This is a genomic window from Kitasatospora sp. NPDC097605, assembly GCF_040302725.1.
Taxonomy (GTDB): domain Bacteria; phylum Actinomycetota; class Actinomycetes; order Streptomycetales; family Streptomycetaceae; genus Kitasatospora.
Window position 1 is genome coordinate 340,701 of record NZ_JBEOSF010000003.1, and the last position, 25,361, is coordinate 366,061.

The 25,361-nt window shown below is 74.3% G+C and carries 23 protein-coding genes and 1 tRNA gene; 17 read left to right on the forward strand and 7 right to left on the reverse strand.

All coding sequences use genetic code 11. The annotated features are described in order from the left end of the window. Position 1 precedes the first annotated feature (1 nt). Both ABTX81_RS05280 and ABTX81_RS05285 read right to left on the reverse strand, forming a co-directional pair. Positions 2-688, reverse strand: coding sequence for an HAD family hydrolase (locus tag ABTX81_RS05280; protein WP_350541613.1), 687 nt, complete (start codon positions 686-688; stop codon positions 2-4). Beyond that, complete coding sequence (locus ABTX81_RS05285) at positions 685-1,533, reverse strand: GntR family transcriptional regulator (protein ID WP_350541614.1); 849 nt, start codon at positions 1,531-1,533, stop codon at positions 685-687. Before ABTX81_RS05285 ends, ABTX81_RS05280 begins: the two co-directional genes overlap by 4 nt. Before the next feature lie 427 nt (positions 1,534-1,960). Between ABTX81_RS05285 and ABTX81_RS05290 the strand changes: the two genes are divergently transcribed. The 11 genes from ABTX81_RS05290 (at position 1,961) to ABTX81_RS05340 (ending at position 11,388) form a co-directional block, all read left to right on the forward strand. Continuing rightward, the gene (locus tag ABTX81_RS05290; protein WP_350541615.1) at positions 1,961-2,239 is read left to right on the forward strand and encodes a hypothetical protein; all 279 of its coding nucleotides are present in this window, start codon (positions 1,961-1,963) and stop codon (positions 2,237-2,239) included. Between the two features lie 91 nt (positions 2,240-2,330). After that, positions 2,331-3,290 (forward strand): DUF2637 domain-containing protein, encoded by a 960-nt coding sequence (locus tag ABTX81_RS05295; protein ID WP_350541616.1) that lies wholly within the window; start codon positions 2,331-2,333, stop codon positions 3,288-3,290. A gap of 58 nt (positions 3,291-3,348) precedes the next feature. After that, on the forward strand, positions 3,349-3,786 hold the full coding sequence (locus tag ABTX81_RS05300; RefSeq protein WP_350541617.1) for a RapZ C-terminal domain-containing protein: 438 nt from the start codon (positions 3,349-3,351) through the stop codon (positions 3,784-3,786). A gap of 90 nt (positions 3,787-3,876) precedes the next feature. After that, positions 3,877-4,983, forward strand: a complete 1,107-nt coding sequence (locus ABTX81_RS05305; protein ID WP_350541618.1) for a hypothetical protein — start codon at positions 3,877-3,879, stop codon at positions 4,981-4,983. Between the two features lie 55 nt (positions 4,984-5,038). Further along, positions 5,039-5,449 (forward strand): hypothetical protein, encoded by a 411-nt coding sequence (locus ABTX81_RS05310; protein WP_350541619.1) that lies wholly within the window; start codon positions 5,039-5,041, stop codon positions 5,447-5,449. Further along, positions 5,449-6,288, forward strand: a complete 840-nt coding sequence (locus ABTX81_RS05315) for a hypothetical protein (protein ID WP_350541620.1) — start codon at positions 5,449-5,451, stop codon at positions 6,286-6,288. The genes ABTX81_RS05310 and ABTX81_RS05315 overlap by 1 nt, the downstream gene beginning before the upstream one ends. A 263-nt stretch (positions 6,289-6,551) precedes the next feature. Continuing rightward, positions 6,552-6,878, forward strand: coding sequence for a hypothetical protein (locus tag ABTX81_RS05320; protein WP_350541621.1), 327 nt, complete (start codon positions 6,552-6,554; stop codon positions 6,876-6,878). A 116-nt stretch (positions 6,879-6,994) separates the two neighbouring features. Next, positions 6,995-7,438, forward strand: a complete 444-nt coding sequence (locus ABTX81_RS05325; RefSeq protein WP_350541622.1) for a hypothetical protein — start codon at positions 6,995-6,997, stop codon at positions 7,436-7,438. An 80-nt stretch (positions 7,439-7,518) separates the two neighbouring features. Then, positions 7,519-9,501: a DUF3987 domain-containing protein gene (locus ABTX81_RS05330; protein WP_350541623.1), complete on the forward strand. Its 1,983-nt coding sequence runs from the start codon at positions 7,519-7,521 to the stop codon at positions 9,499-9,501. A gap of 256 nt (positions 9,502-9,757) precedes the next feature. Beyond that, complete coding sequence (locus ABTX81_RS05335) at positions 9,758-9,952, forward strand: helix-turn-helix transcriptional regulator (protein WP_350541624.1); 195 nt, start codon at positions 9,758-9,760, stop codon at positions 9,950-9,952. A gap of 146 nt (positions 9,953-10,098) precedes the next feature. Next, on the forward strand, positions 10,099-11,388 hold the full coding sequence (locus ABTX81_RS05340) for a tyrosine-type recombinase/integrase (protein WP_350541625.1): 1,290 nt from the start codon (positions 10,099-10,101) through the stop codon (positions 11,386-11,388). Positions 11,389-11,527: 139 nt separating this feature from the next. On the opposite strand, the gene ABTX81_RS05345 is transcribed toward ABTX81_RS05340, so the two are convergent. Next, a tRNA-Ser gene (locus ABTX81_RS05345) sits at positions 11,528-11,615 on the reverse strand. Positions 11,616-11,681: 66 nt separating this feature from the next. Beyond that, positions 11,682-13,427, reverse strand: coding sequence for a S1C family serine protease (locus ABTX81_RS05350; RefSeq protein WP_350541626.1), 1,746 nt, complete (start codon positions 13,425-13,427; stop codon positions 11,682-11,684). Positions 13,428-13,750: 323 nt separating this feature from the next. On the opposite strand from ABTX81_RS05350, the gene ABTX81_RS05355 reads away from it, so the two are divergent. The 4 genes from ABTX81_RS05355 (at position 13,751) to ABTX81_RS05370 (ending at position 18,269) form a co-directional block, all read left to right on the forward strand. Further along, positions 13,751-15,205 (forward strand): purine-cytosine permease family protein, encoded by a 1,455-nt coding sequence (locus ABTX81_RS05355; RefSeq protein ID WP_350541627.1) that lies wholly within the window; start codon positions 13,751-13,753, stop codon positions 15,203-15,205. A gap of 94 nt (positions 15,206-15,299) precedes the next feature. After that, positions 15,300-16,172, forward strand: coding sequence for a glycerophosphodiester phosphodiesterase family protein (locus ABTX81_RS05360; RefSeq protein WP_350541628.1), 873 nt, complete (start codon positions 15,300-15,302; stop codon positions 16,170-16,172). 315 nt (positions 16,173-16,487) lie between these two features. Beyond that, positions 16,488-17,060, forward strand: coding sequence for an ATP-binding protein (locus ABTX81_RS05365; protein ID WP_502892708.1), 573 nt, complete (start codon positions 16,488-16,490; stop codon positions 17,058-17,060). 222 nt (positions 17,061-17,282) lie between these two features. Next, complete coding sequence (locus ABTX81_RS05370; protein ID WP_350541630.1) at positions 17,283-18,269, forward strand: DUF5926 family protein; 987 nt, start codon at positions 17,283-17,285, stop codon at positions 18,267-18,269. Positions 18,270-18,518: 249 nt separating this feature from the next. Here ABTX81_RS05370 and ABTX81_RS05375 read toward each other — a convergent pair whose 3' ends face one another. Next, the gene (locus ABTX81_RS05375) at positions 18,519-19,175 is read right to left on the reverse strand and encodes a bifunctional DNA primase/polymerase (protein WP_350541631.1); all 657 of its coding nucleotides are present in this window, start codon (positions 19,173-19,175) and stop codon (positions 18,519-18,521) included. A gap of 734 nt (positions 19,176-19,909) precedes the next feature. On the opposite strand from ABTX81_RS05375, the gene ABTX81_RS05380 reads away from it, so the two are divergent. Next, a complete protein-coding gene (locus ABTX81_RS05380; protein ID WP_350541632.1) occupies positions 19,910-21,445 on the forward strand; it encodes a PP2C family protein-serine/threonine phosphatase in 1,536 nt (511 codons plus the stop codon). Between the two features lie 126 nt (positions 21,446-21,571). Next, positions 21,572-23,071 (forward strand): aminopeptidase P family protein, encoded by a 1,500-nt coding sequence (locus ABTX81_RS05385; RefSeq protein ID WP_350541633.1) that lies wholly within the window; start codon positions 21,572-21,574, stop codon positions 23,069-23,071. Between the two features lie 74 nt (positions 23,072-23,145). On the opposite strand, the gene ABTX81_RS05390 is transcribed toward ABTX81_RS05385, so the two are convergent. Both ABTX81_RS05390 and ABTX81_RS05395 read right to left on the reverse strand, forming a co-directional pair. Then, positions 23,146-24,609 carry a hypothetical protein gene (locus tag ABTX81_RS05390; RefSeq protein WP_350541635.1) on the reverse strand — a complete coding sequence of 488 codons (1,464 nt, stop codon included), beginning with the start codon at positions 24,607-24,609 and terminating at the stop codon, positions 23,146-23,148. Then, positions 24,606-25,292 carry an RNA polymerase sigma factor gene (locus ABTX81_RS05395; protein ID WP_350541636.1) on the reverse strand — a complete coding sequence of 229 codons (687 nt, stop codon included), beginning with the start codon at positions 25,290-25,292 and terminating at the stop codon, positions 24,606-24,608. The genes ABTX81_RS05390 and ABTX81_RS05395 overlap by 4 nt, the downstream gene beginning before the upstream one ends. Between the last annotated feature and the right edge of the window lie 69 nt (positions 25,293-25,361).

A 25,361-nucleotide genomic window follows, 5' to 3' on the forward strand; every position in this document is an offset into this window, starting at 1 on the left:
CTCAGGCCAAGGCGTCAGCGATTTGCTGCATCGAGTCGACGACAACCACCGCCCCGGCGGCAGCCAGCTTGGCATCCTTCCCCGGCTTGTTCGCGTAGCCAATCGTCGGTACACCTGCAGCGGAACCGGCTTCCACGTCCCGAGCTGCATCACCGATGAACACGCACTCAACCGGCCTAGCACCCATGGCTTCCATGGCATCAATGAGGAGGCGTGGGTTCGGCTTCATGGACGACGGGTCCCCGGGGACTCGCCCGAAGACGCCAGCCACGTAGCCGCTCAGCCCGTGGTCCGTTAGGTATGCCTCAATCGCCGCGCCGGCGTTGTTGCTGACCACCGACACGGATCGGCCGGAGCGCGCGCAAGCCAGCAGCACCGCTTCGCCACCCGGGTTCGGCGTACCGATCCAGACGGCCTCCGTCTCCAGCGCCGCCAGCGCCACATCCGCGCTGGCAGCGAGATCCGGCTTGGCGTCGGCGACGAGCCGCAGCAACACAAGCGGGTCGCTCTCAGTCCCGCCCACAGATGAGGCCTGCTCGCTGACGGCGAGCAGACCCTCGCGAAAGCGCCGAGCCACCTCAGGGGCGGGCAGACCGGCGAACACTGAGCAAATCGGGCCGTCGAAGTCAAGGAGCACGTGCTTCACCGGCCGCAGCACATCAGCGAGTTGCTGAGGGGTGGCGTTCATGACTGCCGCTTGTACGCGATCGTGCTCCACACGCTGTCGAACCACATCTGGGCCTGCTGGACGTACTGCGAGCCGAGCGAGGCATCGTCCGGGCCGGCGGCGTGGTGGAACAGGGTGGTGTCCTTGCCGGTCACGTCGTAGAAGGTGTGGGCCGTGTCGTCGATCGCCACGGTGCGCTCGCGGAGCGGGTAGAAGCCGAAGAACGCCTCCTGCCGGTTCAGGATGTACAGCTTGAACAGGCTGGACGCCCGATGGACCTTGACCTCGACGCGCGCCTTCTGGATGAGGCCCAGCTCGGCCAGCATCTCCACCGAGTGCGCGATCCCGCCGGCGTTCGTCAGGGCGATGTTCCGCGCGCGTTCCCGGAGGGCGGCCTCGTCCTGGAGCCCGTCGACGAGCACCGGCACGGCCATGGGCACCGTGGTGTCCGGCAGCAGGAGCCGGATGGTGATGGACTCCGGCGCCAGTCGACCGGAGCGGACCTTGTCCAGTGGCTCCTGGAGCGCGTTGTGGAGCGTCTCGCTGGAGAAGCCGGCGAAGTCGAGGGTCACCTGCTGCTGCTCGAAGGCCGCTTCGAGGTGAGGCCGCAGCCCGACCGGCCGGGACGTCCGCTCCCGGACGAAAGACCCGCTCCCCTGCCGGGTCACGATCAGCCCCTCGGTGCGGAGCAGGTCGAGCGCCTTGTCCACCGTGCCGCGCGCCACGCCGAAGTGCTTCGCCAGCTCGGGGCCCGAGGGGAGCTTGTCGCCGGTCTCGAAGCCCGGCTTCTTGGTGAGGATCGAGGCCCGCAGTGAGCTGCTGACCTGCTGATACGGGGGGCGCGAGTCGTCCGGGTCCAGGGCCATGGACCAATGCTAGGGCAGGTACCCAACAGGCGCGAGAAACCCAAGTCTCTTGACCTGCATAAGCAGGTTCTCTATGTTGTGAGTGTCGCACCGAGTGAGACAGGGGTGACACAGAGGGGCCTTCTTTGGGCTGCTCTGACCTGCACGAATGCGCCCGTAGATGGCCGGTCTTCCGCCGTGCCCAGGGCGAAGGGGCCCGGGACAGATCGGGCCGAGGTATCCCGGCGCCTTGTCAGATCGGAGACCTAGATCAAAAGGCCGCGCCCGCCTTCAAGCGGCGCAGACCTGCTGGCCGTCCACGGCAACCAGGGCGGCCAGTGCTGTTGATCAACGTTGGCCGGGCCTGTGAGAACGGGGCCGCCGCGCCTTCCTTGGCCGGAGCGCGGCGGCCCCTCACGGGCCCACACCCCAGAGAAGAGGTAGGCCCATGAGGCTGATTATCGCGGGCCAGACGGCCGCGGACGACTACGAGTTCGCCGAGTTGGCGCTCGGCGTGGACGAGCAGCTGTTCGCCGGCGTCGCTGGCGAGGACGAGTTCGAGCGCGAGGCCCGGATGGACGCCGCGGCCGACGTCCTGGCGGACCTGCGTCGGGAGGACCCGGTGCTGGCCGCGTTCGCCGAGCGCCTGCTGCGGTGGGCGCCGGTGCCGTTGCGACGGCCGGCCGTCATCCGCCGCATGGCGAGCACCGACCGGGTGGCGGTGTGAACGCCGGCGTGTTCGCCGCGCTCACGGTCGCCGTGAGCGCGCTCACGGGCCGCTCACGGCGCCCGGTTCGGGGGTCGCGATGAAGACGGCGATGAGCCCCGCGCAGATCCGCTCGGCCGAGCGGGCGCTGAGCGTCGGAACGTGGGCGATCACGTTCGGCGCGGTCCTCTACAGCGTGCTCACGGTGACCCCGTTGATGGCCGGCCACACCCCGAAGGGCTGGGAGTGGACGGCGCCGATCCTGCCGCTCGTGGTCGACGCGGCGGTGGTGATCGTGGTGCGCATGGACGCCACGCTCGCCCGCCTGAACGGCGACGGCGGGCGCTGGCCGGTGGTCCTGCGCTGGATGACCGGCCTCATGACCGTGTTACTCAACATCGGTTTGAGCGCCCTGGACAAGGACGGGGTCGGGGTCGCGGTGCACTCGGTGGCGCCGCTGCTGCTGATCGTCACGGCCGAGACCTCCCTCGCCTACCGGCGGGCGATCGGTGCCGCGCTGGCCGCCCGTGAGCACGGCGAGCGGGCCGAGCGCGAGCAGCGCGAGCAGCGGGCCGAGGCCCGGCGGCAGGAGGAGAGGGCGGAGCGGATCGCCCGGTTCGACGCCGCCGAACGGGCCGAGCGCGAGCGCCGTGAGCACGACGCGCTCATGGTCCGCGAGCAGCGTGAGCACGAGGAGCGCATCGCTCGCGAACAGCGCGAGGAGACCGCGCGCCGGGAGGCCGCCGCGCGCGAGGAGAAGACCCGGCGGGAGGCCGCCGAGCGGGCCGAGCGCGAGCGGCGTGAGCGGGAGGCGAGCGAGCGTGAGCACCGTGAGCGCGCTGCCCGGGCCGAGGCCGAGCGGCGTGAGCGGGAGGCCGTCGAGCGGAGCCGTGTCGAGTTGCTGGCTGCCGGACCGGCCGCCGGGAAGCTGTCGGAGGAGCGGGCCCGGGAGGTCGCCGGTGCTGCCGCCGAGGCCGGGCTGCCGCAGCGCCAGGCCGTCGAGCTGACCGGCTGGTCGGCCGGCTGGATCGCCGCCCGCTACCAGGAACACCGCGCCGCCCTCGCGGCCTGAACCCCACCCCACCCCCCGTGAACTGCTCCGCTGCCATCCGCGACAGGAGACAACTGTCATGTCCGTGACCGCCATCGAGGTCATCAGCTTCGGCTACCTGCACGGCGCCCCGCCCGCCGCCCACCTCACCCTCGACCTGCGCACCCACTTCCGCGACCCGCACGTCGACCCCGCCCTGCGCCACCGGACCGCCGCCGACCTGCCCGTGCGGCGGGCGGTCCTCACCACCCCGGGCATCCGCGAGACCATCGACGCCGCGGCGCTGCTGGCCGAGGCCTACGACGCCGGGCCCGCCGGGGCGTCCATGACGATCGCGGTCGGCTGCGCGGGCGGCCGGCACCGCGCCGCCACCGTCGCCATGGCGCTCGCGAACCGTCTCGCCAAGTCCGTCGCCCCGGTCCTCCTGACCCACCGCGACCTCGACAAGCCCGTCGTCGAGCGCCAGGTCCAGCAGCTCGACGCTCTCGCCCCGCAGCAGCCCGCGGGCCGGAGCTGACATGGGACTCCTCCTCCTGGTCCTGCTCTGTGCCGCCGACGCCGGCCTCATCCTGTGGGGCATCCGCGAACTGACCCGGCGGTGGTCACGGTGACCACGCCCCACGACGACGACACCGAGCCGTCCGTCTACGCCGACGCCGGGGCTGGCGCGGTCCTGGCCCTGCCCGGGCCGGGCACCCCCGCGCACGACCCCGCGCCGTCCTGGTGGACGGCCCTGGTCGACGCCGCGATGGCCGACCCCGCCGCGGACCCCGGCCCGGACGGCGGCGACGACCTGGACGCCGTGCTGGAAGGCATCGTCATCCCGGCCCCGACGGCCCCGCCCGCCCAGGACATCCCGCCCCCGCCGCGGGTCATCCGGGGCCAGGCCGAGAAGCCCACCCCGGCCCCGGCCGCTCCGGTCGCGCCGCCGGTTGCGCCCGCTCCTCCCACCCCGCCGCCGGCCCCCGCCGCTCCGCCGGTTCCCCCGGTACCGCCGACTCCTCCCGCACCGCCCACGCCGCCGCCCCGGGTCCCGACCGCCCCGGCCGGGGGCGGCTCCGGCCAGGTGCCGCCCCCGCCGGCGGCTCCGGCCGATGCCGCACCCTCGCCGGACCAGCAGCCCGACGGCGACGGCCAGGGGCCGCAGGACGTCACGCCGCCCGCCTGGTGGACCAGCGGCGCCCGCCGCGCGGCCACCGACCGTGTGGCACGGGAGGTCGGCGGCCCCTACGCCGCCCGGACCGCCGCCCGCGTCGCGCCGCTCTTCGACGTCCCCGACACCGAGGACGGCGCCGAGCCGGTGAAGAAGCCGAGCCGGGCCGAGCGTGACAAGGCCCGCGACGCCGCCGGCGCCGAGCGGGCCCGCCGCTTCCGCCGCTGGGCGGCCCTCACCGTTCTGTCCGCCGGCATCGGCGCCGAGGTGCGCCTGCCCCAGGCCATGGGAGCGGTGATCTCCGGCGTGTGGGAGCAGAGCGGCCAGTGGGCCGGGACCGGCGCCGCCGGCTTCCTCCTCACCATCACCTGGTCCGTCGACTGGTACCTGCGCGGCGGCACCCGCGAGCAGGGCGCCACCCGGATCGGCGACGTCTGCCGGGCCCGCCTCCCGTTCCTCGTCGTCGTGCGCGTGCCCTTCGCCTCCGCCCTGATCGCCGGTCTCGGCGCCGACGGCCTCCTCGACGCCGTGAACCTCAGCGTCCACCAGCTCTTCGCCTGAACCCGCACCGCCGCACACCACCCAAAAGCACGCTCAAATCAAGGGAGTTCGCACCATGGACGGGATCATCGCCCTCGGCAGCGGCGGCGCCGCCTGCGTCGGGACCCTCACCCTCCTCGTCGGCGTCCGCGGCAACAACAAGATCAAGATCGACAAGGAGTACGTGCCCTACTGGGCCTACGGCATCGGCCTGCTCAGCGCCGGCGCCGGGGCCGCGTTCTCCAACCTCGGCACCATCGGCAACCAGTTCACCCAGGCCTTCCAGCAGACCAACGGCCTCGGCGAGTGGAAGACCGGCGCCACCGCCGCCGTGCTGACCATCTGCGTATTCGGCTTCAAGGCCCGCCCCTGGAAGGACGCCCTGTTCGGATCCATCGCGCCGTCGGTGTTCACCGCGGCGGGCGGTCTGTGGATGCTGCCCGTCACCCTGCCCGCCGGCCTGCTGAAGGCCCTGGTGGGCGCCTGATGCTCCGCCAGGCCGTCACGAACGCGGCCGTCCCGGTCCGCGCCGTCATCACCGGCAGCCCCGTCCTGGCCGCCCGCCTCTGGGCCCCCGCCGCCACCCGCCTCGGCCAGGCCGCCGAGGAACGCGCCGCCATCGCCAAGGCCCTCGCCGAGACCCGCGCCACCGAACTCGCCAAGCTCACCGACGAGAAGGCCATCGCCAGGGCCAGGGCCGGACACGCCCAGGCCGACAAGACCGCCCGCGCCGCCAAGCGCGGCCGCGCGGCCGACGCCGCCGGCGGCGCCGTCCTGGCCGCCGTCGTCGCCGGACCCGTCTCCTGGTCGCTGGTCGGCCCGTGGGTACCGGTGGCCACCTGGTCCGGTATCGGGCTGTGGTGCATCGGCGCCATGATGCACGCCCCCAAACCCCCGGGGGAGCAGGGACAGCAGGCCGACACCGCCCACGGCTTCGACACCGGCCACGACGACGAGCAGGCGGACGCCGGCGGCGGCCAGGAGCGGGCCGAACCGACCGTCTCCCCGACCCTCGCCCCGGCCGAACTGGCGGCCACCGTCGAGCACATGGTCGCCCTGCGTGCGCAGAGCGACGGCGGGGCCGGGAAAGTACTCCTGTCCGAGGTCCTCGCCAGCCTCCAGCGGCACGGCCGTTACCCCGGCGCCAGCACCCGCGATTTCGGGGCCGCCGTGAGGGCCGCCGGCCTCCCCGTCGAGAAGCGCGTCCGGGTCGGCGAAGCCATCTCCCCCGGCCTCACCGCGGCGGGCCTCACCACCCACTTCGGACACCCCCCGCGCCTGCCCGCCCACGCCGTCCCCGACCACACCCCCACCGCGGCTGCCTGAGCACCCCCCACGAGTCCCCGTCCGGCGCTCCCGGACGGGGACTGCCGGGGCGCCTCCAGCCCCTTCCGCGCCCCCGCTCCCCCGGCCCCGCCCAAGCCCCCTCCCGCTCGACCACACCTCTGTTCCGACCTGCGTAAACCACACGACCACACCCTCGACCACAGCCCGACTACACCCCCGACCACACCACCCCGGGAAGGGGCCGGCGGAGCGTGCCCGCCGGCCCCTCCCCCGCCCGCACCACCGTCCGAGAGGAAGCCTGCATGGCCACCGAGCACGACGACCCGTACGACGCCTGGGACGACTACAGCGACGTCGACGGGCTGACCCGCGCCGAGGAGAAGGCGTTCGAGATCGCCCTCGACGTCGCCGACGAACAGCGCCGCGCCGAGGAGGAGCGGACCGCCGGCCCGCAGCCCGGTCACACCGAGATGTGCGAGGGCTGCCACGGCACCGGCGGCGGCTACGAGAACGAGGTCCAGGACGACGACACCGGCGACGTCGTCACCGTGGACCACGACCGCTGCCCCGAGTGCGGCGGCTGCGGCTTCTACGACTGCGACGGCACCTGCGAGACCGACCAGGACTGACCCGGCCCGCCCGGCCGGCCGTGCCGTCCGCACCCCCGCCGCAGCCGGCGGCCCGGGGCGCGGGCGGCGCGGGGACCGGACAGACCGGATCCGTACCACCCCTGGAAGGACCAGCCATGGCCGACCCGCACACCCCGTACTTCAAGGACCTCCTGACCGCACTCGGCGACAACGCCGACCGCACCGAGTCGTTCGCCCAGTACGGCAACGACGACGGCGAGCAGATGCTCGCCGAGATCTTCATCCAGCTCGACAACGACCGCGCCAAGGCCGCCGGCCACCCGCACGGCCTGGGCCTGTTCTGGAACCAGGTCACCGGCTGGCTGTGGATGCGCGGCACCAGCGACGGCCGTCTCTCCAACGAGCAGCCCCTGGTCCTCGCCTTGGTCGCCACCCCCGCCAGCATCGCCGCCGCCGTCGACGCCCTCCTGACCGATCGGGCCACCGAGCTTCCCCTGCTCGGCGAGGACGCCTCGGCGACCGCTTACCCGGCGGTCGAGGACCTGGCCGCCGCGGCCCGGTCCTCCGAGGACGACGACCAGGCCCCGCTCGACATCTGACCTCCCACACCGTCGGGCGGTCCGCGCCCGACGTCTTCCGTGGCTCGGGCCGCCCTGCTCCGCACGAAAGGAGCCACACGTTGAGCGCTGAGCCCGCGCACCCGAACGTGATCCCGTTCCGGCCCGAACCCGCCGAGGTCAAGGCCGCCGAACAGGCCGTCATCGGTGCCGCCCTGCTCGACCCTGTCCAGATCCCCGCGCTCGCCGCCCAGCTCGGCGGCCCCGGGGCGTTCTACCACCCCGCGCACGAGACCATTTGGCGTGCCATCACTCGCATGGCCGGCGGTGAGCGGCCGGTGGATCCGCTGCTGCTGACCGGTGTCCTTCGCGCGCAGGGCGACCTCGGCCGGATCGGTGGGCCCGGCTACCTGCACACCTGCATCGAGGCGACGCCCACAGCGGCGAACGGCGACTACTACGCCGAGATCGTGCGCGCCGCCGCCGAACGCCGCCGGATCAACACCGCCACCAGCCGCCTCGCCCACATGGCCGGCGACGGCCAGGCCGACCTCGACGACGTGCGCGCCGCCGCCCTGGCCGCGCTCGCCGACCTCGCCACCGGCGAGACCTGGCTCGACCCCGTCCCCCTCGGCTCCCACGGCACCCTTCCGACCTTCCCCGTCCACGCCCTCCCGACGTGGGTCGGCGCCTACGTGGAGGCGGTGGCGGAGTTCACCCAGACCCCGCCCGACATGGCCGCCACCATGGGCCTGGCCGCGCTGTCGACGGCCGCCGGGGGACGGGTGGGGGTGGAGATCCGGCCCGGCTGGCGGGAGCAGTCGAACCTCTACCTGGTGTGCGCGATGCCTCCGGCCAGCCGCAAGTCCGACGTCTTCGCGTCCATGGTTGCGCCCGTCTACCGGGTCGAGGACGAACTGCGGGCCGAGACGCGGGCCCGGATCATCGAGGCCGAGACCGCCAAGGAGACCGCCCTCGCCGAGGTCGACGCCCTCATGGCCAGGGCCCGCAAGAACCCCGACCTCGACCGCGCGCACCTGGTCGCCGAGATCGCCGGCGCCCGGATGCTCGCCGACGAGATCGTCGTCCCGCCCAGCCCCCGCCTGACCCTATCCGGGGACATCACCCCCGAGACCGTCACCCACCAGCTCGGCGTCCACCGCTGCCTGGCCGCGCTCTCCCCCGAGGGCGACCTCTTCGACAGCATCGTCGGCCGCTACAGCAGCAAGCCCAACCTCGGAGTGTTCCTCCAGGCCCACAAGGGCGAGCGCCTCCAGGCCGACCGGATCACCCGCGAACAGCCCACCGTTGACAAGCCCGCGCTGACCATCGGCGTCACCCCGCAGCCCGCCGTCCTCCAGGAACTCGGCGCCGCACCGGGCGCTCGGGACCGCGGCCTGCTCGCCCGCTTCCTGTACTCCCTGCCGCCGTCCAACCTCGGCTGGCGCAAGATCCGCACCACGCCCGTTCCGGAGCAGGTGGCCGGCGCCTACGACCTGCGCCTGACCGAGCTCCTGCGCGCGCTCGTCGCCCTGGACGAGCCGGTCACCGTCAGGATGACCGCGGCCGCCGACCTCGCCGTCGAGAAGCTGCAGGAGAAGTTCGAGGTCCAGCTCCGCCCGGACGAACCGCTCGCCCACATCAAGGACTGGGCCGGCAAGCTCGTCGGCCACATCGCCCGCATCGCCGTCCTCCTCCACCTCGCCGACCGCACGGGCGGCGACTGGCGCGCGCCCGTCGAGGCCGCCACCGTCGACCGGGCCGCCGAGATCGCCGAGTACTACACCGCCCACACCCTCGCCGTCTTCGACCTCATCGCCGCCGACCCCGCCACCGAGGACGCCCACGCCCTCCTCCAATGGCTCCGGCGCCCCAAGAAGGACGGCACCCACCGCACCCACATCAAGGCCCACGACGCCGTCGCGTCGTCCCGGCGGTTCAAGAAGGTCGCCGACGTCGAACCCGCCCTCGCCCTCCTCGAACAGCACGGCTGGCTCCGCACCGACCAGCCGCCCGCCGGCGGCCAGCGCGGCCGGGCCCCGGCTGTCACGTTCCGTGTCCACCCGGCCGTGAGCACCCCCACGGACGGGGCCGAAGCCCCGTAACCGTCAGGGATGTCAGGGGAAATCCCTGACCAGCCAAAACACCGCCGGACGGCCTGTCAGGGCACGTCAGGGATGTCAGGGAAATGCCGAATTTCCCTGACATCCCTGACAATCCCTGACGCCCTGCCAGGAGCCAACGCCGCAGGTCAGCGATTTTCCCTGACATCCCTGACACTTTCCGCCCTCCGCCTCCGTCCGCGAGAGGGCCAGTAACAATCCGCAACCACCATTCGCACCCGCCGATGGAGTCGCCGCCATGCCCACGCAGGACCCGAAGCTCAAGCTCGCCGCCGTCCTCGAAGAGCTCGACATGTCCCGCTCCGCCTTCTACCGCATGGTCGCCCGCGGGAAGGCCCCGAAGCTCATCAAGCTCCCCAACCACCAGATCCGCGTCCGCCGCAGCGACCTCGACGCCTGGTGGGCCGCGCAGGAGCAGAACGCCGCCGCCTGACCTGCGCCCCGCCCTTCCCTCGCAGCCCCGGCCGACTCGGCCGGGGCTGCTCTCTTTCTGGAGCCCCATTGCTCACCTACGACGTCCAGATCCACGCCATCCGCGATCTCGGACGCGGTCGACGGCCGCACCAACTCCGCTGGCGCGTGGGGAAGAACCCCCACTCCTCGACCTTCGCCACCTTCCCGCTCGCCGACGGCCGGCGGGCGGAACTGCTGACCGCGATGCGCAAGGGCGAGCAGTTCGAGACCGAGTCCGGACTGCCCGCGTCCGAGTTCCGGAAGCTGAACCAGGTGTCGTGGTTCACCCACGCCAAGGAGTACGCCGAGGCGAAGTGGACGCGCTCGTCGGCGAAGAACCGCGCCACCCGGGCGGATGCCCTGGCCACGCTCACCGAGGCGCTGGTGACGGATCGTCGAGGGAAGCCGGACCGAAAGGTGCTCCGCCGTGCGCTCTCCTGCTGGGCGTTCAACTTCTCTGAGCACCTGGCCGAGCCGCCCGAGGAGATCAGCTCGGCCCTGGCCTGGATGACCAAGAAGTCCATCCCCCTCGACCAGTTGGACGACTCCGAGAACGTCCGCCTCGGCCTGGAGGCCATCGCCCGGTTGATGGACGGGAGCGTCGCCGCGGACACCACGCTCACCCGGAAGCGGATGGTGTTCAACAACGCCCTTCGGTACGCGGTCGAGCGCCGCCGACTGCCCACCAACCCGCTCCAGTTCGTCGACTGGACGCCGCCGGCCACGAGCGACGAGATCGACTTCCGACGGGTGCCCAGCCCGGAGCAGGGCCGCGCGCTGCTGGCAGCCGCCGGGCAGATCTCGGCCCGGGGGCAGCACCTTCGGGCGTTCTACGGGTGCATCCTGTACGCCGCCACGAGGCCGGCGGAGGCGACGAACCTGCGGCTGGTCGACTGCACCCTGCCGGACAGCGGGTGGGGCGAGCTGGTGCTCGGCAGCAGCTCGCCCCGGGTCGGGTCCCGCTGGACGAACGACGGCCAGTCGCACGAGGAGCGCGGCCTCAAGCGGCGGGCCCGGAACGCCACCCGGGAGGTGCCGATCCCGCCCGTGCTGGTCCAGTTGCTCCGCGAGCACGTCGACGCCTACGGGGTGGCGCCGGACGGCCGGCTCTTCCGGGCGGCGCGGGGCGGGCGGCTGTTGACCAAGGAGACCGCGGCCGTCTGGAAGCGGGCCCGGGAGATCGTCCTCACCCCGAAGGAGCTGAAGACCAAGCTCGCCGAGGTGCCGTACTCCTGCCGCCACACCGCCGTCTCGGGGTGGCTGGCGGCCGGCGTCGACCAGACCGAGGTGGCCCGGCGGGCGGGGCACAGCGTGGCCGTCCTGCTCCGGTTCTACGCGAAGGTCATCAACGGGCGGCAGGAGCGCGCGAATGGCCTGATCGAGCGGTTCCTCGACGGCGAGGAGCCCTCGGCGTAGGGCCCGAATCCGTTCCACGGGCGTTCCACACAGGGTGGTCCGGAGGGGCATCCGGGTGGGACACCCCGGGACGGAATCGAAAAGGGCGGGTATCGGCCTGAGGCCGATACCCGCCCTGATCTGGGCTTTCTCCTACCGGCGGAGAGCGTGGGATTCGAACCCACGGTACGGGGTCACCGCACGACAGTTTTCAAGACTGTTCCCTTAGGCCGCTCGGGCAGCTCTCCAGGCGGAGGTCAGCCTAACGGGTCCGGCGGGGTTCGGTGCACAGGGTTTCCGGGGTGGGTCGGGGGTCAGTTGTCGCCGACGCGTTCGCTGAGGGTGACCTTGGTGGTGGCGGTCTGGCCGTTGCGGGTGTACTCGACGTCGACGGTCTCGCCCGGCTTGTGCGTCCAGATCTTGCTGACCAGGGCGGGGCCGTTCTCGATCGGGCTGCCGCCGAGCTTGGTGATGACGTCGCCGGGCTTGAGGCCGGCCTTGTCGGCGGCGCCGCCGGGGGTGACGGCCGGCTGGCCCTGGATGTCGCGGGTCTGGATCTGCGCGCCGTCGCCCTTGTAGTCGTCGTTGCGCAGCACGTCGAGCTTGGCGTAGACCGGCTTGCCGGTCTTGATCAGGGTGTCGGCGACCCACTTGGCCTGGTTGATCGGGATCGCGAAGCCGAGGCCGATGGAGCCGGCCCGGCCGTTGCTGGAGGCGTTGGACTGGATCGCCGAGTTGATGCCGATCACCCCACCGCCGGAGTCCAGCAGCGGGCCGCCGGAGTTGCCGGGGTTGATGGAGGCGTCGGTCTGCAGGGCGTTCATGTAGGAGGACTGCGCGCCGGTCTCGTCGCCGGAGGCGACCGGGCGGTCCTTGGCGCTGATGATGCCGGTGGTGACGGTGGACTCCAGGCCGTACGGGGCACCGATGGCGATGGTGGAGTCGCCCACGTTGACCTTGTCGGAGTCGGCCAGCGGAAGCGGCGTCAGCTTCTCCTTGGGCGGGTTGTCGAGCTTGATGACCGCGACGTCGTAGCCCTCGGCGCGGCCCAGCACGGAGGCCGGGTAGGAGCTGCCGTCGGCGAACTTGACGGTCAGCTTGCCGCCGCTGGAGGCGGGCGCGACCACGTGGTTGTTGGTGAGGATGTGGCCCTCGGTGTCGAAGACGAAGCCGGTGCCGGTGCCGGACTCGCCGTTGCCCTGGGCCTTGATGGTGACGACGCTGGGCAGCGCCTTCTGCGCGATGCCGGCGACCGAGCCGGGGGCGGCCTCGTTCTTCTGCGAGTTGTTGGCCTGGACCGTGGTGGAGGTGCGGTCGGCCTTGGCGCCGACCGTGGTGCCGTCGCGGTCCGCGATGGCCACGCCGACCGCGCCGCCGGCCACGCCGGCCACCAGCGCGACGGCTGTGACCAGGGCGATCAGGCCACCGCGCTTCTTGCGCGGGCCGCCGGGAACGGGCGCGCCGGGGTACTCGCCCGGGTAGCCCAGCGGGCCGCCGGGACCGCCGGGGGCCCCGGGCGCGCCGGGGGTGATGTCGTGCGGGGCGCCCCAGCCGCCGAGCGGCTGGCCGGCGCCGAACGGGTGGTGGTGCTGGCCGGTCGCGCCCGGGCCCTGCGGGGCGCCCGGGGCGGCGTACGGGTCGTGCGCGGTGAGCGCCGGGGGCAGCGGCGTGCCCGGGGCCGGGGTGGCGTACGGGTTGCCGCCGTGCGGGGCGGCGACCGGCGCGGCCGGGGCGACGGGGGCGGCCGGCGCCGCGGGCGGCAGGACCGGCGGCGGGGCGTCGAGGTACCCGGCCTCGGCGGCCGGGGCGGGCGCCGGGGCGGCGGCCGGCTCGGGGGCGGTCAGCTTGCCGAACGCCAGCGTGGGCGTGAACCCGCCGGACCCCCCTTCGGCGGCCGGCTGGGACGGCTGGTCGGCTGCGGGCGTCGGTGCGGGGGTGGGGGCGGGGCCGGCCGCAGGCTGCTGCGCCGGACCGTCAGAAGTGGAACCCACCACCCCCTGGCCGCCGGAGGGCTGCTCCCCCTGCGGCCCGGTGGACCCAACCTCGCGCTCGGTGCTCACGGACGACCTCCATAGCTGACAGGACCAACAACCATAGTTTTTCGCACACCCGATTCGATTGCCGTAAGGACCCTTCTGAAGAACTCATAAGAATCCTTAGCCGGTCCCGACGGCGGCCGCAGCGCCGCACCCGGACCCGCCCGCCTTGGCGTTCTCCCCCGCGCCGACTAGCCTGTCGCTCCGAACTGACACGCGGGAGCTTGGACCCACCAGGCTGAGAGTGCGCCGGTCGACCGTACGCCACGGACCCCGTGGGCGGCCGTCGAGGGGGCGCAGACCGCCGGAACCTGTCCGGGTAATGCCGGCGTAGGGAGAAATCGGCCATGCCGTCTGCTTCGCCATCCTCGTCCTCGGGCGTGCCCGCGTCCTCGCCCGTCCCCCCGCAGCAGGACGCCGCGGGCACCGCCCCCGGTTCCCGCGGCGCGGGGACCGCCGCCGTCCTGGAGCCCCCGGCCCGGGCCGAGGCGCCGCTGGTGCTGGACACCGAGCCGCCCCGCACCCTCGGCTTCCGGGACCACTTCGCGCTCTGGATGAACCTGGGCGTGTCGCTGATCGGCTTCACCACCGCCGCGACCGTGCTCGGCGCCAAGGGCAGCGAGCTGTCGCTGGCCGCCGCCGTGACCGCGATCGTGGCCGGCACCGCGGTCGGCACCGCGATGCTGGGCGTGGCCGCGCTGATCGGCGCGCGGACCGGCGCGCCCGCCATGGCCAACCTGCGCGGGCTGTTCGGCACCCGGCTGTCCTACGTGCCGACGGTGCTCAACATCGTCCAGTGCATCGGCTGGGGCGTCTACGAGCTGCTGACGATCGCGCTCGGCGCGCAGACCGTGGTCGGCACCGAGGGCTACCGCTGGGTCTTCGTCGTCCTGGCCGGCGCGCTGACCACCGCGCTGACCATCTGGCCGCTCGGCGCGATCGCGGTACTGCGGCGGTTCGTCGCGGCCGCGGTGGCGGTCGCGATGGTCTACTTCACCGTCCAGCTCGGCCGGCACGGCGTCCCGGACCCGGGCGCGGGCAACTGGCACGGCTTCCTGCGGGCGACCGACGCGATGATCGCGGTGTCGATCTCCTTCGTGCCGCTCGCCGCCGACTACACCCGGCACTCGCGCACCCCGCGCTCGGCGTTCTGGGGCAGCTTCTCCGGCTACACCATGGCCCAGGTCTGGTGCTACGTGCTCGGGCTGATGGCGCTGCTGCAGGCGGACGGGGACCCGGAGCGGATCTTCGACTCCTTCCTGGGCGTCTGGGCCGGCTGGCTGTTCCTGCTGGTGCTGGTGCTGCGCGAGACCGACCAGTCCTTCGCCAACGTCTACTCGACCGCGATGTCGATCCACAACCTGCTGCCGAAGGTCGACCGCCGGGTGCTGACGGGCGGCACCGGCGTGCTGATCACCGTGCTCGCGCTGCAGATCACCGCGTTCACCGACTCCTACTACGCCTTCCTGGGGCTGATCGGCTCGGTCTTCGTGCCGATGTTCGCGGTGCTGGCGGTCGACTACTTCCTCGGCGCCGGGCGGCGCGGCTGGAACCTCTCCGCCGACGCGCCGTCCCGCTGGCTGATGCTGCTGCCGTGGGCGCTGGGCTTCGCCACCTACCAGCTGATCGCGCCGACCGCGGTGGCCGGCTGGTGGACGGACCTGTGGACCTCCGCGCAGGAGGCGCTGCACTTCACCCCGCAGGAGTGGACCTCGGCCTCGCTGTTCGGCTTCCTGGTGCCGGCCCTGGCCACCTGGGCGCTCACCCCGCTCACCCGGGGCCGGGACGCCGCCGCGCGCTGACGCCCGACGAGCCCCGGACGCGGAGGCGAAGACGGCCCCCCGGGTTGGGGCGGTCTTCGCCTCCCCGTCATGTCCACGGCCTATCGTGTAGGGCGTGACCAGCCCTGATGTCTCGCCCGTGACGGCCCGCACCGCGCCGCCCGTCCAGGTGATCGCCCACCGCGGTTCCTCGTTCGCCCTGCCCGAGCACACCCTCGCCGCCTACCGCCAGGCGCTCACCGAGGGGGCGGACGCCCTGGAGTGCGACGTGCGGGTGACCGCCGACGGGCAGCTGGTCTGCGTGCACGACCGGCGGATCGGCCGGGTCTCGGACGGCCGGGGCACGGTGTCCGCGATGACGCTGGCGGAGCTGGAGGCGCACGACTTCGGCGCCTGGAAGACCGGCCGGCCGAGCGAGGACCCGGAGCTGCGCGGGGTGCTGCGACTGGAGAGCCTGCTGGAGCTGGTCGTGGACTGCGGGCGCCCGGTGGACCTCGCGATCGAGACCAAGCACCCGGTGCGGTTCCGCGGCCGGGTGGAGTCCGAGCTGCTGCGGATGCTGGACCGGTTCGGGATCGGCGGCGCGGGCAGCGGCGGCGCGGGTAGCGGCACGGGCGGCGGCCACGCAGGCGACGCCCGGGGCCACGGCGTCAACGCCCGGATCATGAGCTTCTCCTCCGTCGCGCTGGCCCGGGTGGCGGCCGCCGCGCCGCAGTACCCGCGGGTCTTCCTGTTCGAGCGCGGCCTGGTGCTGCGCGGGCGGCTGCGCCCGGGCGCGCCGCTGCCGGGCGGGGCGCGGATCGCCGGCCCGGGCATCGAGCTGGTGCGGGCCCGGCCGGGGCTGGTGACCAGGCTGCGCGAGCTGGGCCACCAGGTGCACGTGTGGACCGTGGACGAGCCGGCCGACGTCGAGCTCTGCCTGGAGCTCGGGGTGTCGGCGATCATCACCAACCGCCCGGCCGAGGTGCTGGCCCAGCTCGGCCGCTGAGCCCGGTCGCAGCCTCTCCGCGGGCCCCGGTGGTCATCACGTGGTGCGTGGTACCGCTGTGGTGAACCGTTCACCCCTGTGGTGAACCGTTCAACCACTGTCGGCCGTTGACCGCCTTGGTAGGGACTCAAACCTTTCGGCAACGATTTCTGGCGCAATTCATACAGTTTCACGACGCAGGGTGAGCATCGAATCACCTGTCGCGCACCGACGGTGGACGGGCCTGAAATGTCCGCGCGGGATCGCCGCACGGTCGTTTCCGACGTATTGCCAAGGGGCATCCATCCCTCGGCATACGCTGAAGGAGGTCCGGGGGTGGCGTTGATGGTGGCGCGTGAAGTGCCGACTTCATCGACCATGGCAGTGCCGCACGGCCCAGCGAGTGTCGGGGTCGCGCGGCGCCGACTGCGTCGAGATCTGGGAGACCGCGAGATACCGGAACCGGTCATTGATGATGCTGTTCTGATCCTTTCCGAGCTTTTGAGCAACGCCTGTCGTTACGCCCGGCCGCTCGGGCCGCTGCCCGCGCTCGGCCGGGGCGCCCGCGCCGAGGTCGTCGGACCGCTGCTGGTCGGCGGGGCGTCGCGGACCGGCGGGCCGGTCGGACCGTCCACCGCGCCGGGCGACGGCGGCGAGGACACCGGCGGCGTCCTGGTCCGCTGGCAGATGCACGCCGACGGCGTGCTCACCCTGGAGGTCACCGACGGCGGGGCGCAGACCCGGCCGTCGCCGTCCAGCCCCTCGCTGACCTCGCACGGCGGCCGCGGGCTGAGCATCGTGGACCAGCTGGCCAGCGACTGGGGCGTGCGCGACGCCCCCGGCGAGGTGACCGTCTGGGCGGCCCTGCCGGCCCGGGCCCGGCACGCCCGGCGCACCGCCGGCGGCTGAGCGGCGGGACGGCGAAGCGCCCGACCGCACGACGGCACACCAGCACGACGGCACAGCGCGGAGCACGACGGCACGACGACCGAACGGCGGGCCGGGCACCCGCGGCGCGCCCGGGCAGCGGGCACGGCGGGCCCGCCCGCGCCCCGGCGCACGACCACACGCCCGGGGAACGTCAGTAGGCTGCCGGGAGCACAACACCACCGTTCCCGGGAGAGCCGCACCATGGGCAAGAAGGCCGCCAAGAAGGCGCCGCAGCGCAGCCAGTCCACCCCCGCCGCCACGGGCGAGATCCCCGTGGTCGGGGCCCGCGAGAACTGCCCCTGCGGCTCGGGCCGCCGCTACAAGGCCTGCCACGGCCGCGAGGCCTCGCACGCCGTCCAGGAGCTGGTGCACCGCCCGTTCGAGGGCCTGCCGGGCGAGGCCGACTGGGTGGCGCTGCGCGAGCTGGTGCCCGCCGCCACCGTGCCGCTGACGCTGGCCGCCGGGGTGGCGGAGGCCGCCGAGGGCGAGGTGCCGTCGGTCACCCTGGCCACCGTGCTGCCGCTGGCCTGGCCCGCGCTGCGCCGCCAGGACGGCTCGATCCTGCTGGGCCTGCAGACCCAGTCCTCCTCCGGCGACCTGAGCCGCGACCTCGCGGACGCCCTGGAGCTGGCGCTGGCCACCGCGCCGGGCACCCCGGTGCCGGCCCGCCGGACCGTGCCGGGCGGCCGCCGCCTGCAGGACCTGCTGGACACCGCCGCCGCCTTCGAGCCGGCCGTGCACACCGGCTTCGAGTTCTGGCTGGAGGACGCCGAAACCGCGACCGGCGAGGTGGCCGCCTCGCTGGAGCGCGCCAACGCCTCGGCGATCCCCACCGAGAAGCTCTCCGGCGTCGACTCCGCCTACTGGTGCGGCACCCCGGAGAAGAACCACCTGCGCTGGGTGATGACCGTGCCGGAGGAGCAGCTGCTGGACGCGCTGGCCCGGCTGACCGCCGCCGAGCAGTCCGCGATCGGCCCGGACACCCGCCTGGTCGGCTCGTTCCGGGCGCACGGCCTGACCGTGCCGGTCTGGGACCTGCCGGTCGGGATGACCGCGGCCGACTGCGAGAAGCCGGCCGCGGAGTTCGCCGAGCGGCTCGCCGCGACGCTCGCCGACCCGGCCCCGCTCACCGCCGAGGAGCGGCGGGCCCGCGCGAACCTGGTGAACCGTCAGGTCACCCTGAACTAAAGGCGGGACGGAACGCCGGGCGCATCCGGCGGATCGAACGTGATACGCGTCACATTGTCGCCCGTGACCCGCAATTTCCGGGCTGCGAGGGCGTCTTGGAAATTGGCGCGGGCGCGGATCCTTGTTACTGTCTAAAGAGTCCGGTCGCTGGTGCATCCCCCGTCGCCAGCGGCCGGATCTTTTGTTTTTCCGAACGCCCCACGCCGGGACCGGTCGGCCGTGCCCGATCAGTACGCCGGCGACGGGTCGTCAGTACGCCGAGCGGCCGCTGTCCAGCTGGACCGCCGCCGCGACCAGCTCGCCCAGCAGCGGCTCGACCTCCGGCAGCCAGACCCCGCCGTCGGCACCCTGACGGGGCGGCAGCACCCAGCGCACCCGGTCGCCGTCCCCGCCGCCGGGCGGCAGCGGCAGGAAGCCGCCGCTCCCGTGGTAGCGCAACGATCCGGGCACCCAGGGAAGTTGGACGAGCATCTCGCCGAGCGCGTCGAGCGACCAGGGGGCGACCAGCATCGCGTAGCGGCCGGGCATCGCCAGCACCGGACCGAGCCGCAGCCGCAGCGCGGCCAGATAGGCGAGCGCCCGGGCGCCGGCCGCCGCCGGGAGGCTGACCGCGCAGACCGTCCGGCCGGTCGCGGCCAGCACCGGGGCGTCCGGGCAGCGCTCCTCCCACCACCAGCGCACCATCCGGGCGTCGGTGGTGGCCGCGAGCAGCGGCGGGTCGTGCGGGTGGGCGCCCGGGACGGAACAGTCCGGGTCGCCGCAGGAGCAGTGTCCGCCGGCGAGCAGGACGGTACCGGGGACGACGGGCCAGCGGTGCCCGGTGGCCGCCGTCAGGGCCCCGGCCAGCCGGGCCGCCCGGGCCGCCGACCGGTTCCTCGGGTCGTCGCGCAGTGGGTTGTCGCGCATTGGCACCCGTTCCTTTCCGTGACCGCTCGGTGGCTCCGCCCCGCGGTCGCCGGACCGGCCGCCGCCGCGTGTCCGGCGACCGCGGGGCCGGCCCGCGAACCGGACGGAGGGAACCGCCCGGGAGCCGGGGCGGAACGGACCGGAGGCCGGGCCGGAGCCGGGCGGCGGGCGGGGCGGGCGGCGGTACGGACGGCGGTGCGACGACGGCGCGGGCCTGGAGCACGCGGTGGAGCACGATGTGAAAGGGCTGCGGAATAGAACAGCCCTTGGAACGAGAATCCCGTATGCGACCGGATGGACGCCGCCCGGCCGCGGTTGGTTCCACCGTACGAGTGAGTCGCTTCCGGCCGACCCGGCCGGCCGGCGCCAGGGGCATACGATCCGGACGGCCGCCGGAGCCGTCCCCCCGGTTCTGCCCGCTCACCGGCCGCTCCATGCCCGGCGCTCGGAGGCACCGCGTCCCGCCGGACCGCGGCGCAGCCGACCGGCGCGCGTGAAACGGAACGCGCCCCCTGGCCGGGCCCACCACGGCGCGCCACCGGCCACCAGCCTTGTCATGGCTCTGGACATGCCCCGAATGGCCTGTGTAGAAGTGGTGGCATTGCTGTCGATCAATGACGAGTAGTAGCGAATCGAGGCGAAACGCGCCCTTTGGCCGTGCTCGCTCCAAACGGCCGTACCTGGGGGTTCCGCATGATCCGCGTGACACGCACCACCGCGTCAGGAGTGGCGGCATGACCGAGTCCCACCCACCGTCGACGTCATCCGAGCCGGCCGAGGCCGGCGGCACCAGCGGGCTCTCCGTGCTCGACCCGCCGGGCTTCCCCGATCCGGCCGATCCGGCCGGGCCCGCCGTCCGGCCGGACGGCCGAGCGCCCGCCGGGCTGCCGGGTGACGGCGAGGGCGCGGAGCGCGTCACGGGCGCCCCCGGCGCACCCGACGGCGCCCCGCCCGCCGGGTCCGCCACCGGAGTGCAGGACCGTTTGGCCGGACGCCTGTCCGATTTCACCAGCCTGCACGAGCACACCGAACGGCTCGCCCGCGCCCGCGGCCTCTCCGCCACCCTGGACGCCGTGCTCGCCTCGGTCGCCGCGCTGCTCGGCGCCGACCGCGCCCTGCTGGTCACCGCGCTGCCCGGCGGCGGCCCCAGCCAGCCGGTCGGCCTCGGCCTGGACCGCGCCTGCCTCGGCGCGCTGGAGACCGTCCCGCCGGACCAGAGCCTGCTCGCCCGGCTGCTGCGCGAGCACGACCGGCCCGCCGAACTGCAGTCGCCCGACCTCGTCGGCGACCCCGCGATCGGCGCCCGGCTGCGCGAGCTGGCCGGCCACCTCGGCCTCGGCGGCTGCTACGGCCTGCCGTTCGCCACCGAGGAGGAGGGCCCGCTGGCCGCCGCGCTCTGGTTCTACGACCGGCCCGGCCTCCCTACCGAGCGCCAGCGCGAGCTGGCCCGCCGCTACGTCGAGGTGGCCGCCCCGCTGCTGGCCAAGCAGCTCGACGCGGAGAAGGTCCGGCGCACCACCGAGGCGCTGTGCCGCGGCCTGCTGCCCGACCGCCTCCCCCGGCCCGCCGGCCTGCGGCTGGCCGCCCGGCTCGTCCCGGCCGGCCTGGACCGCTCCTGCGGCAGCGACTGGTACGACGCCATCCCGCTGCCGGACGGCACGGTCGGCCTCACCGTCGGCTCGGTCTCCGGCGACGGTCCGGGCGCCGGGCCGGGCTCCGCCCCCGGCGCGGCCGCCGCGATGGGCCGGGTGCGGGCCGCGCTGCGGGCGTACGCGGTGCTGGAGGGCGAGGACCCGGTGTCCGTCCTGGGCGACCTCGAACTGCTGCTGAAGACCACCGAGCCGGCCCGCACCGCCACCGCCGTCTACGCCTGGGTGGAGCCGGAGGGCCGGCGGATCACCCTGGCCGGGGCCGGCCACTGCCCGCCGGTGCTGGTCACCCGGTACGGCGCCGAGTTCGTGGAGACCTCGCTCTCCGCGCCGCTCGGCGTGCTCTCCTGCTGGGAGGCGCCCGGGGTCGAGTTCACCGCCGAGCGCGGCGACACGCTGGTCCTCTACACCGAGGGCCTGGCCCGCCGCTTCGGCCCGACCCTGCACGCCGGGCAGGCCAGTCTGCGCCGGGCCGCCGCCGACGCCCCGCGCGACGTGCGGATCGACCCCGAGCGGCTCTGCGCCCACCTGCTGGCGATCGCGGCGGAGCAGGACGCGGCCGGCACCGGCCCCGGCCCGGCCACCGACGACCTGATGCTGCTCGCGGCGCGCTTCGAGTAGCCCGGCCGCGCGACCGAGGCCCGAACGGGTGAACGGCCGGGCGTCCGTACCATGGACGCACGGCCGCCCACCTGTGTCGCGATCCGACGCGCCCCGGGCGGCACCACGCGCAAGGAGGCGACGTACGTGACCGAGGACCGCACCCCCGCGGTGGCCGAGAACCCCGAGGCCGTCGGCGGCGACGAGGAGCCGCAGCAGTTCAAGGGCCGCAAGAACGGCCTCTACTCCGAGGTCTCCGACGAGCTGGCCGCCTCGATGAAGTCCGGCTGGGCGGACACCGAGCTGCACGGCCTGGCCCCGGTCCCGCAGGCCCCGTACGCCGCCGAGCGCCGCGCCAAGCTGTCCGCCGCCTTCCCCGGCGAGCGCCTGGTCGTCCCGGCCGGCACCCTCAAGGTCCGCTCCAACGACTGCGACTACAGCTTCCGCGCCGCCAGCGAGTACGTGCACCTCACCGGCGACCAGACCGAGGACGCCGTCCTGGTCGCCGAGCCCACCGGTGACACCGGCCACGCCTTCCACCTCTACCTGCTGCCCCGCTCCGACCGCGAGAACGGCGAGTTCTGGCTGGACGGCTACGGCGAGCTGTGGGTCGGCCGCCGGCACAGCCTCGCCGAGCAGGAGCAGCTGCTCGGCCTGCCGGTCCGCGACGTCCGCAAGGCCGCCGACGAGCTGGCCGAGCGCGCCGGGGACGGCGTGCCGACCCGGATCGTGCGCGGCTACGACGCCGGCCTGGAGGCCGCGCTCGCCGCGGTGCTGGACGCCGACAAGGACGCCGGGTTCAAGGAGTTCCTGAGCGGCCTGCGGCTGGTCAAGGACGCGTGGGAGATCGGCGAGCTGCGCGCCGCCTGCGAGGCCACCGTCAAGGGCTTCACCGACTGCGTGCGCGAGCTCGGGCAGGCCGTCGCCACCTCCGAGCGCTGGATCGAGGGCACCTTCTGGCGCCGCGCCCGGGTCGAGGGCAACGACGTCGGCTACGGCTCGATCTGCGCCGCCGGCCCGCACGCCACCACCCTGCACTGGGTGCGCAACGACGGCGAGGTCCGCCCCGGCGAGTTGCTGCTGCTGGACGCCGGCGTGGAGACCAGCACCCTCTACACCGCCGACGTCACCCGCACCCTGCCGATCAACGGCCGCTTCGACGCGCTCCAGCGGAAGATCTACGACGCGGTCCACGACGCGCAGGAGGCCGGCATCGCGGCCGTGAAGCCCGGCGCCCGGTTCCGCGACTTCCACGACGCCTCGCAGCGGGTGCTCGCCGAGCGGCTGCTCGCCTGGGGCCTGCTGGACGCGTCGGTGTACGACGTCGAGAAGGTCCTGGAGCTCGGCCTGCAGCGCCGCTGGACCCTGCACGGCACCGGCCACATGCTCGGCCTGGACGTCCACGACTGCGCCCACTCGCGCACCGAGGAGCACGTCGACGCGCTGCTGGTGCCGGGCATGGTGCTCACCGTCGAGCCCGGCCTGTACTTCCAGCAGGACGACCTGACCGTCCCCGAGGAGTACCGCGGCATCGGCGTCCGGATCGAGGACGACATCCTGGTCACCGCCGACGGCAACGAGAACCTCTCGGCCGGCCTGCCGCGCCGCGCCGAGGACGTCGAGGCGTGGATGGCCTCGCTGGCCTGAGCCGACGGGCCACCGCGCCCGAGCCGCCGGCGGTCCGGCCCCCGAGCAGTGGGGGCCGGACCGCCGGCGGCGTTTCAGGGGGTGACCGGGGCGGTCACGAGCCGGTGGAACCCCGGGGAGACGACGGCCGGCGCGGCCTCCCGGCCGTCCCCCCTGGCCCCCACCAGCACGCTGTAGTCACCGGGCCCGTCGGCCCGCCAGTCCTCCGGCACGCTGAGCACGAACGTGAAGGTCGTCGACTCGTTCGGCCGCACCAGCCGTTCCAGCAGCGAGGTGTCGACCACCGCCTGCCCGTCGCCGGCCGGTGCGACCGGCAGGGTGCGCATCCCCTCGGCGCCGGAGCCGTACCGGGCCTGGACCACGATCCTGGCCGCCTCCCGCCCGTTCAGCCGGATGGTCGGGAGCACCGAGGCCAGCGGCGCCGCCCCCGGATTGTGGACGGTCATCGTGAGCGAGCCGGTGGTCGGCGTCGCGGTCGTGAGCACCGGTGCCTTCTGGGCGTCGGCGGGGGCCTTGGACAGCCGCAGGGCGGCCAGCGTCGACGCCTCCACGATCCGTTGCGGCACGGACGGCAGCAGCGCCAGGGCCTCCAGCAGCAGCGTCCCCGCGCCGCTGTTGATCGCGGGGGACAGCCGGTAGCGGATCGTCCGGGTGGCTCCCGCGGCCAGCGGGAACGCCACCGCGTCGCCGGAGGCCAGGAAGGCGCCCGACGCCTCGGTCAGCTGGACGTCCGTCCAGACGCCGCCCCCGTCCTCGCGCTGCAGCGCGCCGCGCACCGACCGGTCGGTGCCGACCGGGTCGGCGAGCGCCCGGACCGCCACCACCGGCGCCACCGTCCCGTACGCCTGCTGGGTGGTGTTGTGCCAGGTCACCGAGAAGACCACCGGGTTGCCGCCGACGATCGCCTCCGCCCCCGCCAGACCGTCGACGGTCACGTCGATGCCCTGGGCCGGACGGACCGCCCCCGTACCGTCGGCCGGTGGCGGCGCGGCCGGGGCCGGCCCCCCGGACGTCCCTCCGGGCTGCTGGTCGGCGGGCCCGGTCCCCGGCCGGGTGCCGCCCCCGCTCCCCCGGCCCGGGGCCCGCGTGCCGCCGGGGACGGCCCCCTCGGAGGCGGCGTCCTGGCCCTGCGACGGGGCCCCGGCCGCCGGTGCCCCGGCCGGGACGCCGAGCAGGTCGGAGGGCTGCGCGGTCGGGGACAGCGGGTCCGGCCCCCGGCTCTCGCCCGGGCTGCCGCTCAGCGTCGCCGCCGGCGCGCCGTCGCCCTTGTCGGCGAGGGTGTCGGTGGGGACGGTGAGCACGCCGATGATCATCGCCGCGGCGAGCCCCATCAGCGGCAGGCCGACCAGGTAGGCGGGCCGGCGCCCGGCGCGGGGGCCCTGCGGCGGGGCGGCCGGGCGCAGGTCCTGGGTGGTGATCCGGGCGGCGCGGGCCGCCATGGCCTCCCGGAGCAGCCGCTCGACCGGGGACTCGCCGCTCGGGCCCGGGCGGCGGCCGCCCCGCTCCCCGTCGGCCGTGGGGCGCCGCTCGTCACTCATCGGGCGTCCTCCAGCTTCTTCTCCAGGGCGTCCAGGGCCCGGCTGGCGGTGGACTTCACGGTGCCGCGGGAGACCGCGAGGATCTCCGCGATCTCCGACTCCGACAGGTCGGACCAGTAGCGCAGCACCAGCACCTCGCGCTGGCGCGGGGTCAGCTCCTGCAGTGCCACCAGCACCCGGCGGTGCTCGTCGTGGAGCACCGCGTGGTCCTCCGCCGACGGCGCGTCCGCCTCGTGGGGCGGCACGTACTCGCGGGCCGTACGGCGGCGGCGCAGTACCGACCGGGCGCCGTTGACCACGGCGGTGCGCAGATAGGCCAGCGCGTTGTCCAGGTCGCCCAACTGCTCGCCGTGCCGCTGGTAGAGCTTGGCGAAGGCTTCCTGCACGACATCCTCGGCCTGCTCCTGGTGGTCGACCAGCAGCACCGCGAGGCGGACCAGGCTGAGCCGGTGGGTGAGGTAGAGGTCGGTCAGCGTCGGACCGCTCTCGCGCACCCGGCCGCCGCCGGGCAGCAGGCGGAACCCGGCGCGGCGCCGGCCCGGCGGCTGCGCGGCGACGGGCAGGTCGAGCACCTCGCCGGCGCCCGGCGCCTCCCGGGCGCCGAACAGCAGCGTCACCAGCCCCCGCAGGGTCGCCCGCCGCCCCTGGGCGGCCCGCGCGGCCGGCCCGATGGCCATGGACATCCGTCTCCGCTCTCCCCCCGACCCGTTCCGGTTCCACGCCGGTGCGTCAGGACATCGTCATCGGACGAC

Bases quoted from the DNA above. Each gene is read 5' to 3' on its own strand.
- ABTX81_RS05280 (WP_350541613.1), bottom strand. From the start codon at position 688: ATGAACGCCACCCCTCAGCAACTCGCTGATGTGCTGCGGCCGGTGAAG.
- ABTX81_RS05285 (WP_350541614.1), bottom strand. From the start codon at position 1,533: ATGGCCCTGGACCCGGACGACTCGCGCCCCCCGTATCAGCAGGTCAGC.
- ABTX81_RS05290 (WP_350541615.1), top strand. From the start codon at position 1,961: ATGAGGCTGATTATCGCGGGCCAGACGGCCGCGGACGACTACGAGTTC.
- ABTX81_RS05295 (WP_350541616.1), top strand. From the start codon at position 2,331: ATGAGCCCCGCGCAGATCCGCTCGGCCGAGCGGGCGCTGAGCGTCGGA.
- ABTX81_RS05300 (WP_350541617.1), top strand. From the start codon at position 3,349: ATGTCCGTGACCGCCATCGAGGTCATCAGCTTCGGCTACCTGCACGGC.
- ABTX81_RS05310 (WP_350541619.1), top strand. From the start codon at position 5,039: ATGGACGGGATCATCGCCCTCGGCAGCGGCGGCGCCGCCTGCGTCGGG.
- ABTX81_RS05315 (WP_350541620.1), top strand. From the start codon at position 5,449: ATGCTCCGCCAGGCCGTCACGAACGCGGCCGTCCCGGTCCGCGCCGTC.
- ABTX81_RS05320 (WP_350541621.1), top strand. From the start codon at position 6,552: ATGGCCACCGAGCACGACGACCCGTACGACGCCTGGGACGACTACAGC.
- ABTX81_RS05325 (WP_350541622.1), top strand. From the start codon at position 6,995: ATGGCCGACCCGCACACCCCGTACTTCAAGGACCTCCTGACCGCACTC.
- ABTX81_RS05335 (WP_350541624.1), top strand. From the start codon at position 9,758: ATGCCCACGCAGGACCCGAAGCTCAAGCTCGCCGCCGTCCTCGAAGAG.
- ABTX81_RS05355 (WP_350541627.1), top strand. From the start codon at position 13,751: ATGCCGTCTGCTTCGCCATCCTCGTCCTCGGGCGTGCCCGCGTCCTCG.
- ABTX81_RS05370 (WP_350541630.1), top strand. From the start codon at position 17,283: ATGGGCAAGAAGGCCGCCAAGAAGGCGCCGCAGCGCAGCCAGTCCACC.
- ABTX81_RS05375 (WP_350541631.1), bottom strand. From the start codon at position 19,175: ATGCGCGACAACCCACTGCGCGACGACCCGAGGAACCGGTCGGCGGCC.
- ABTX81_RS05380 (WP_350541632.1), top strand. From the start codon at position 19,910: ATGACCGAGTCCCACCCACCGTCGACGTCATCCGAGCCGGCCGAGGCC.
- ABTX81_RS05390 (WP_350541635.1), bottom strand. From the start codon at position 24,609: ATGAGTGACGAGCGGCGCCCCACGGCCGACGGGGAGCGGGGCGGCCGC.
- ABTX81_RS05395 (WP_350541636.1), bottom strand. From the start codon at position 25,292: ATGTCCATGGCCATCGGGCCGGCCGCGCGGGCCGCCCAGGGGCGGCGG.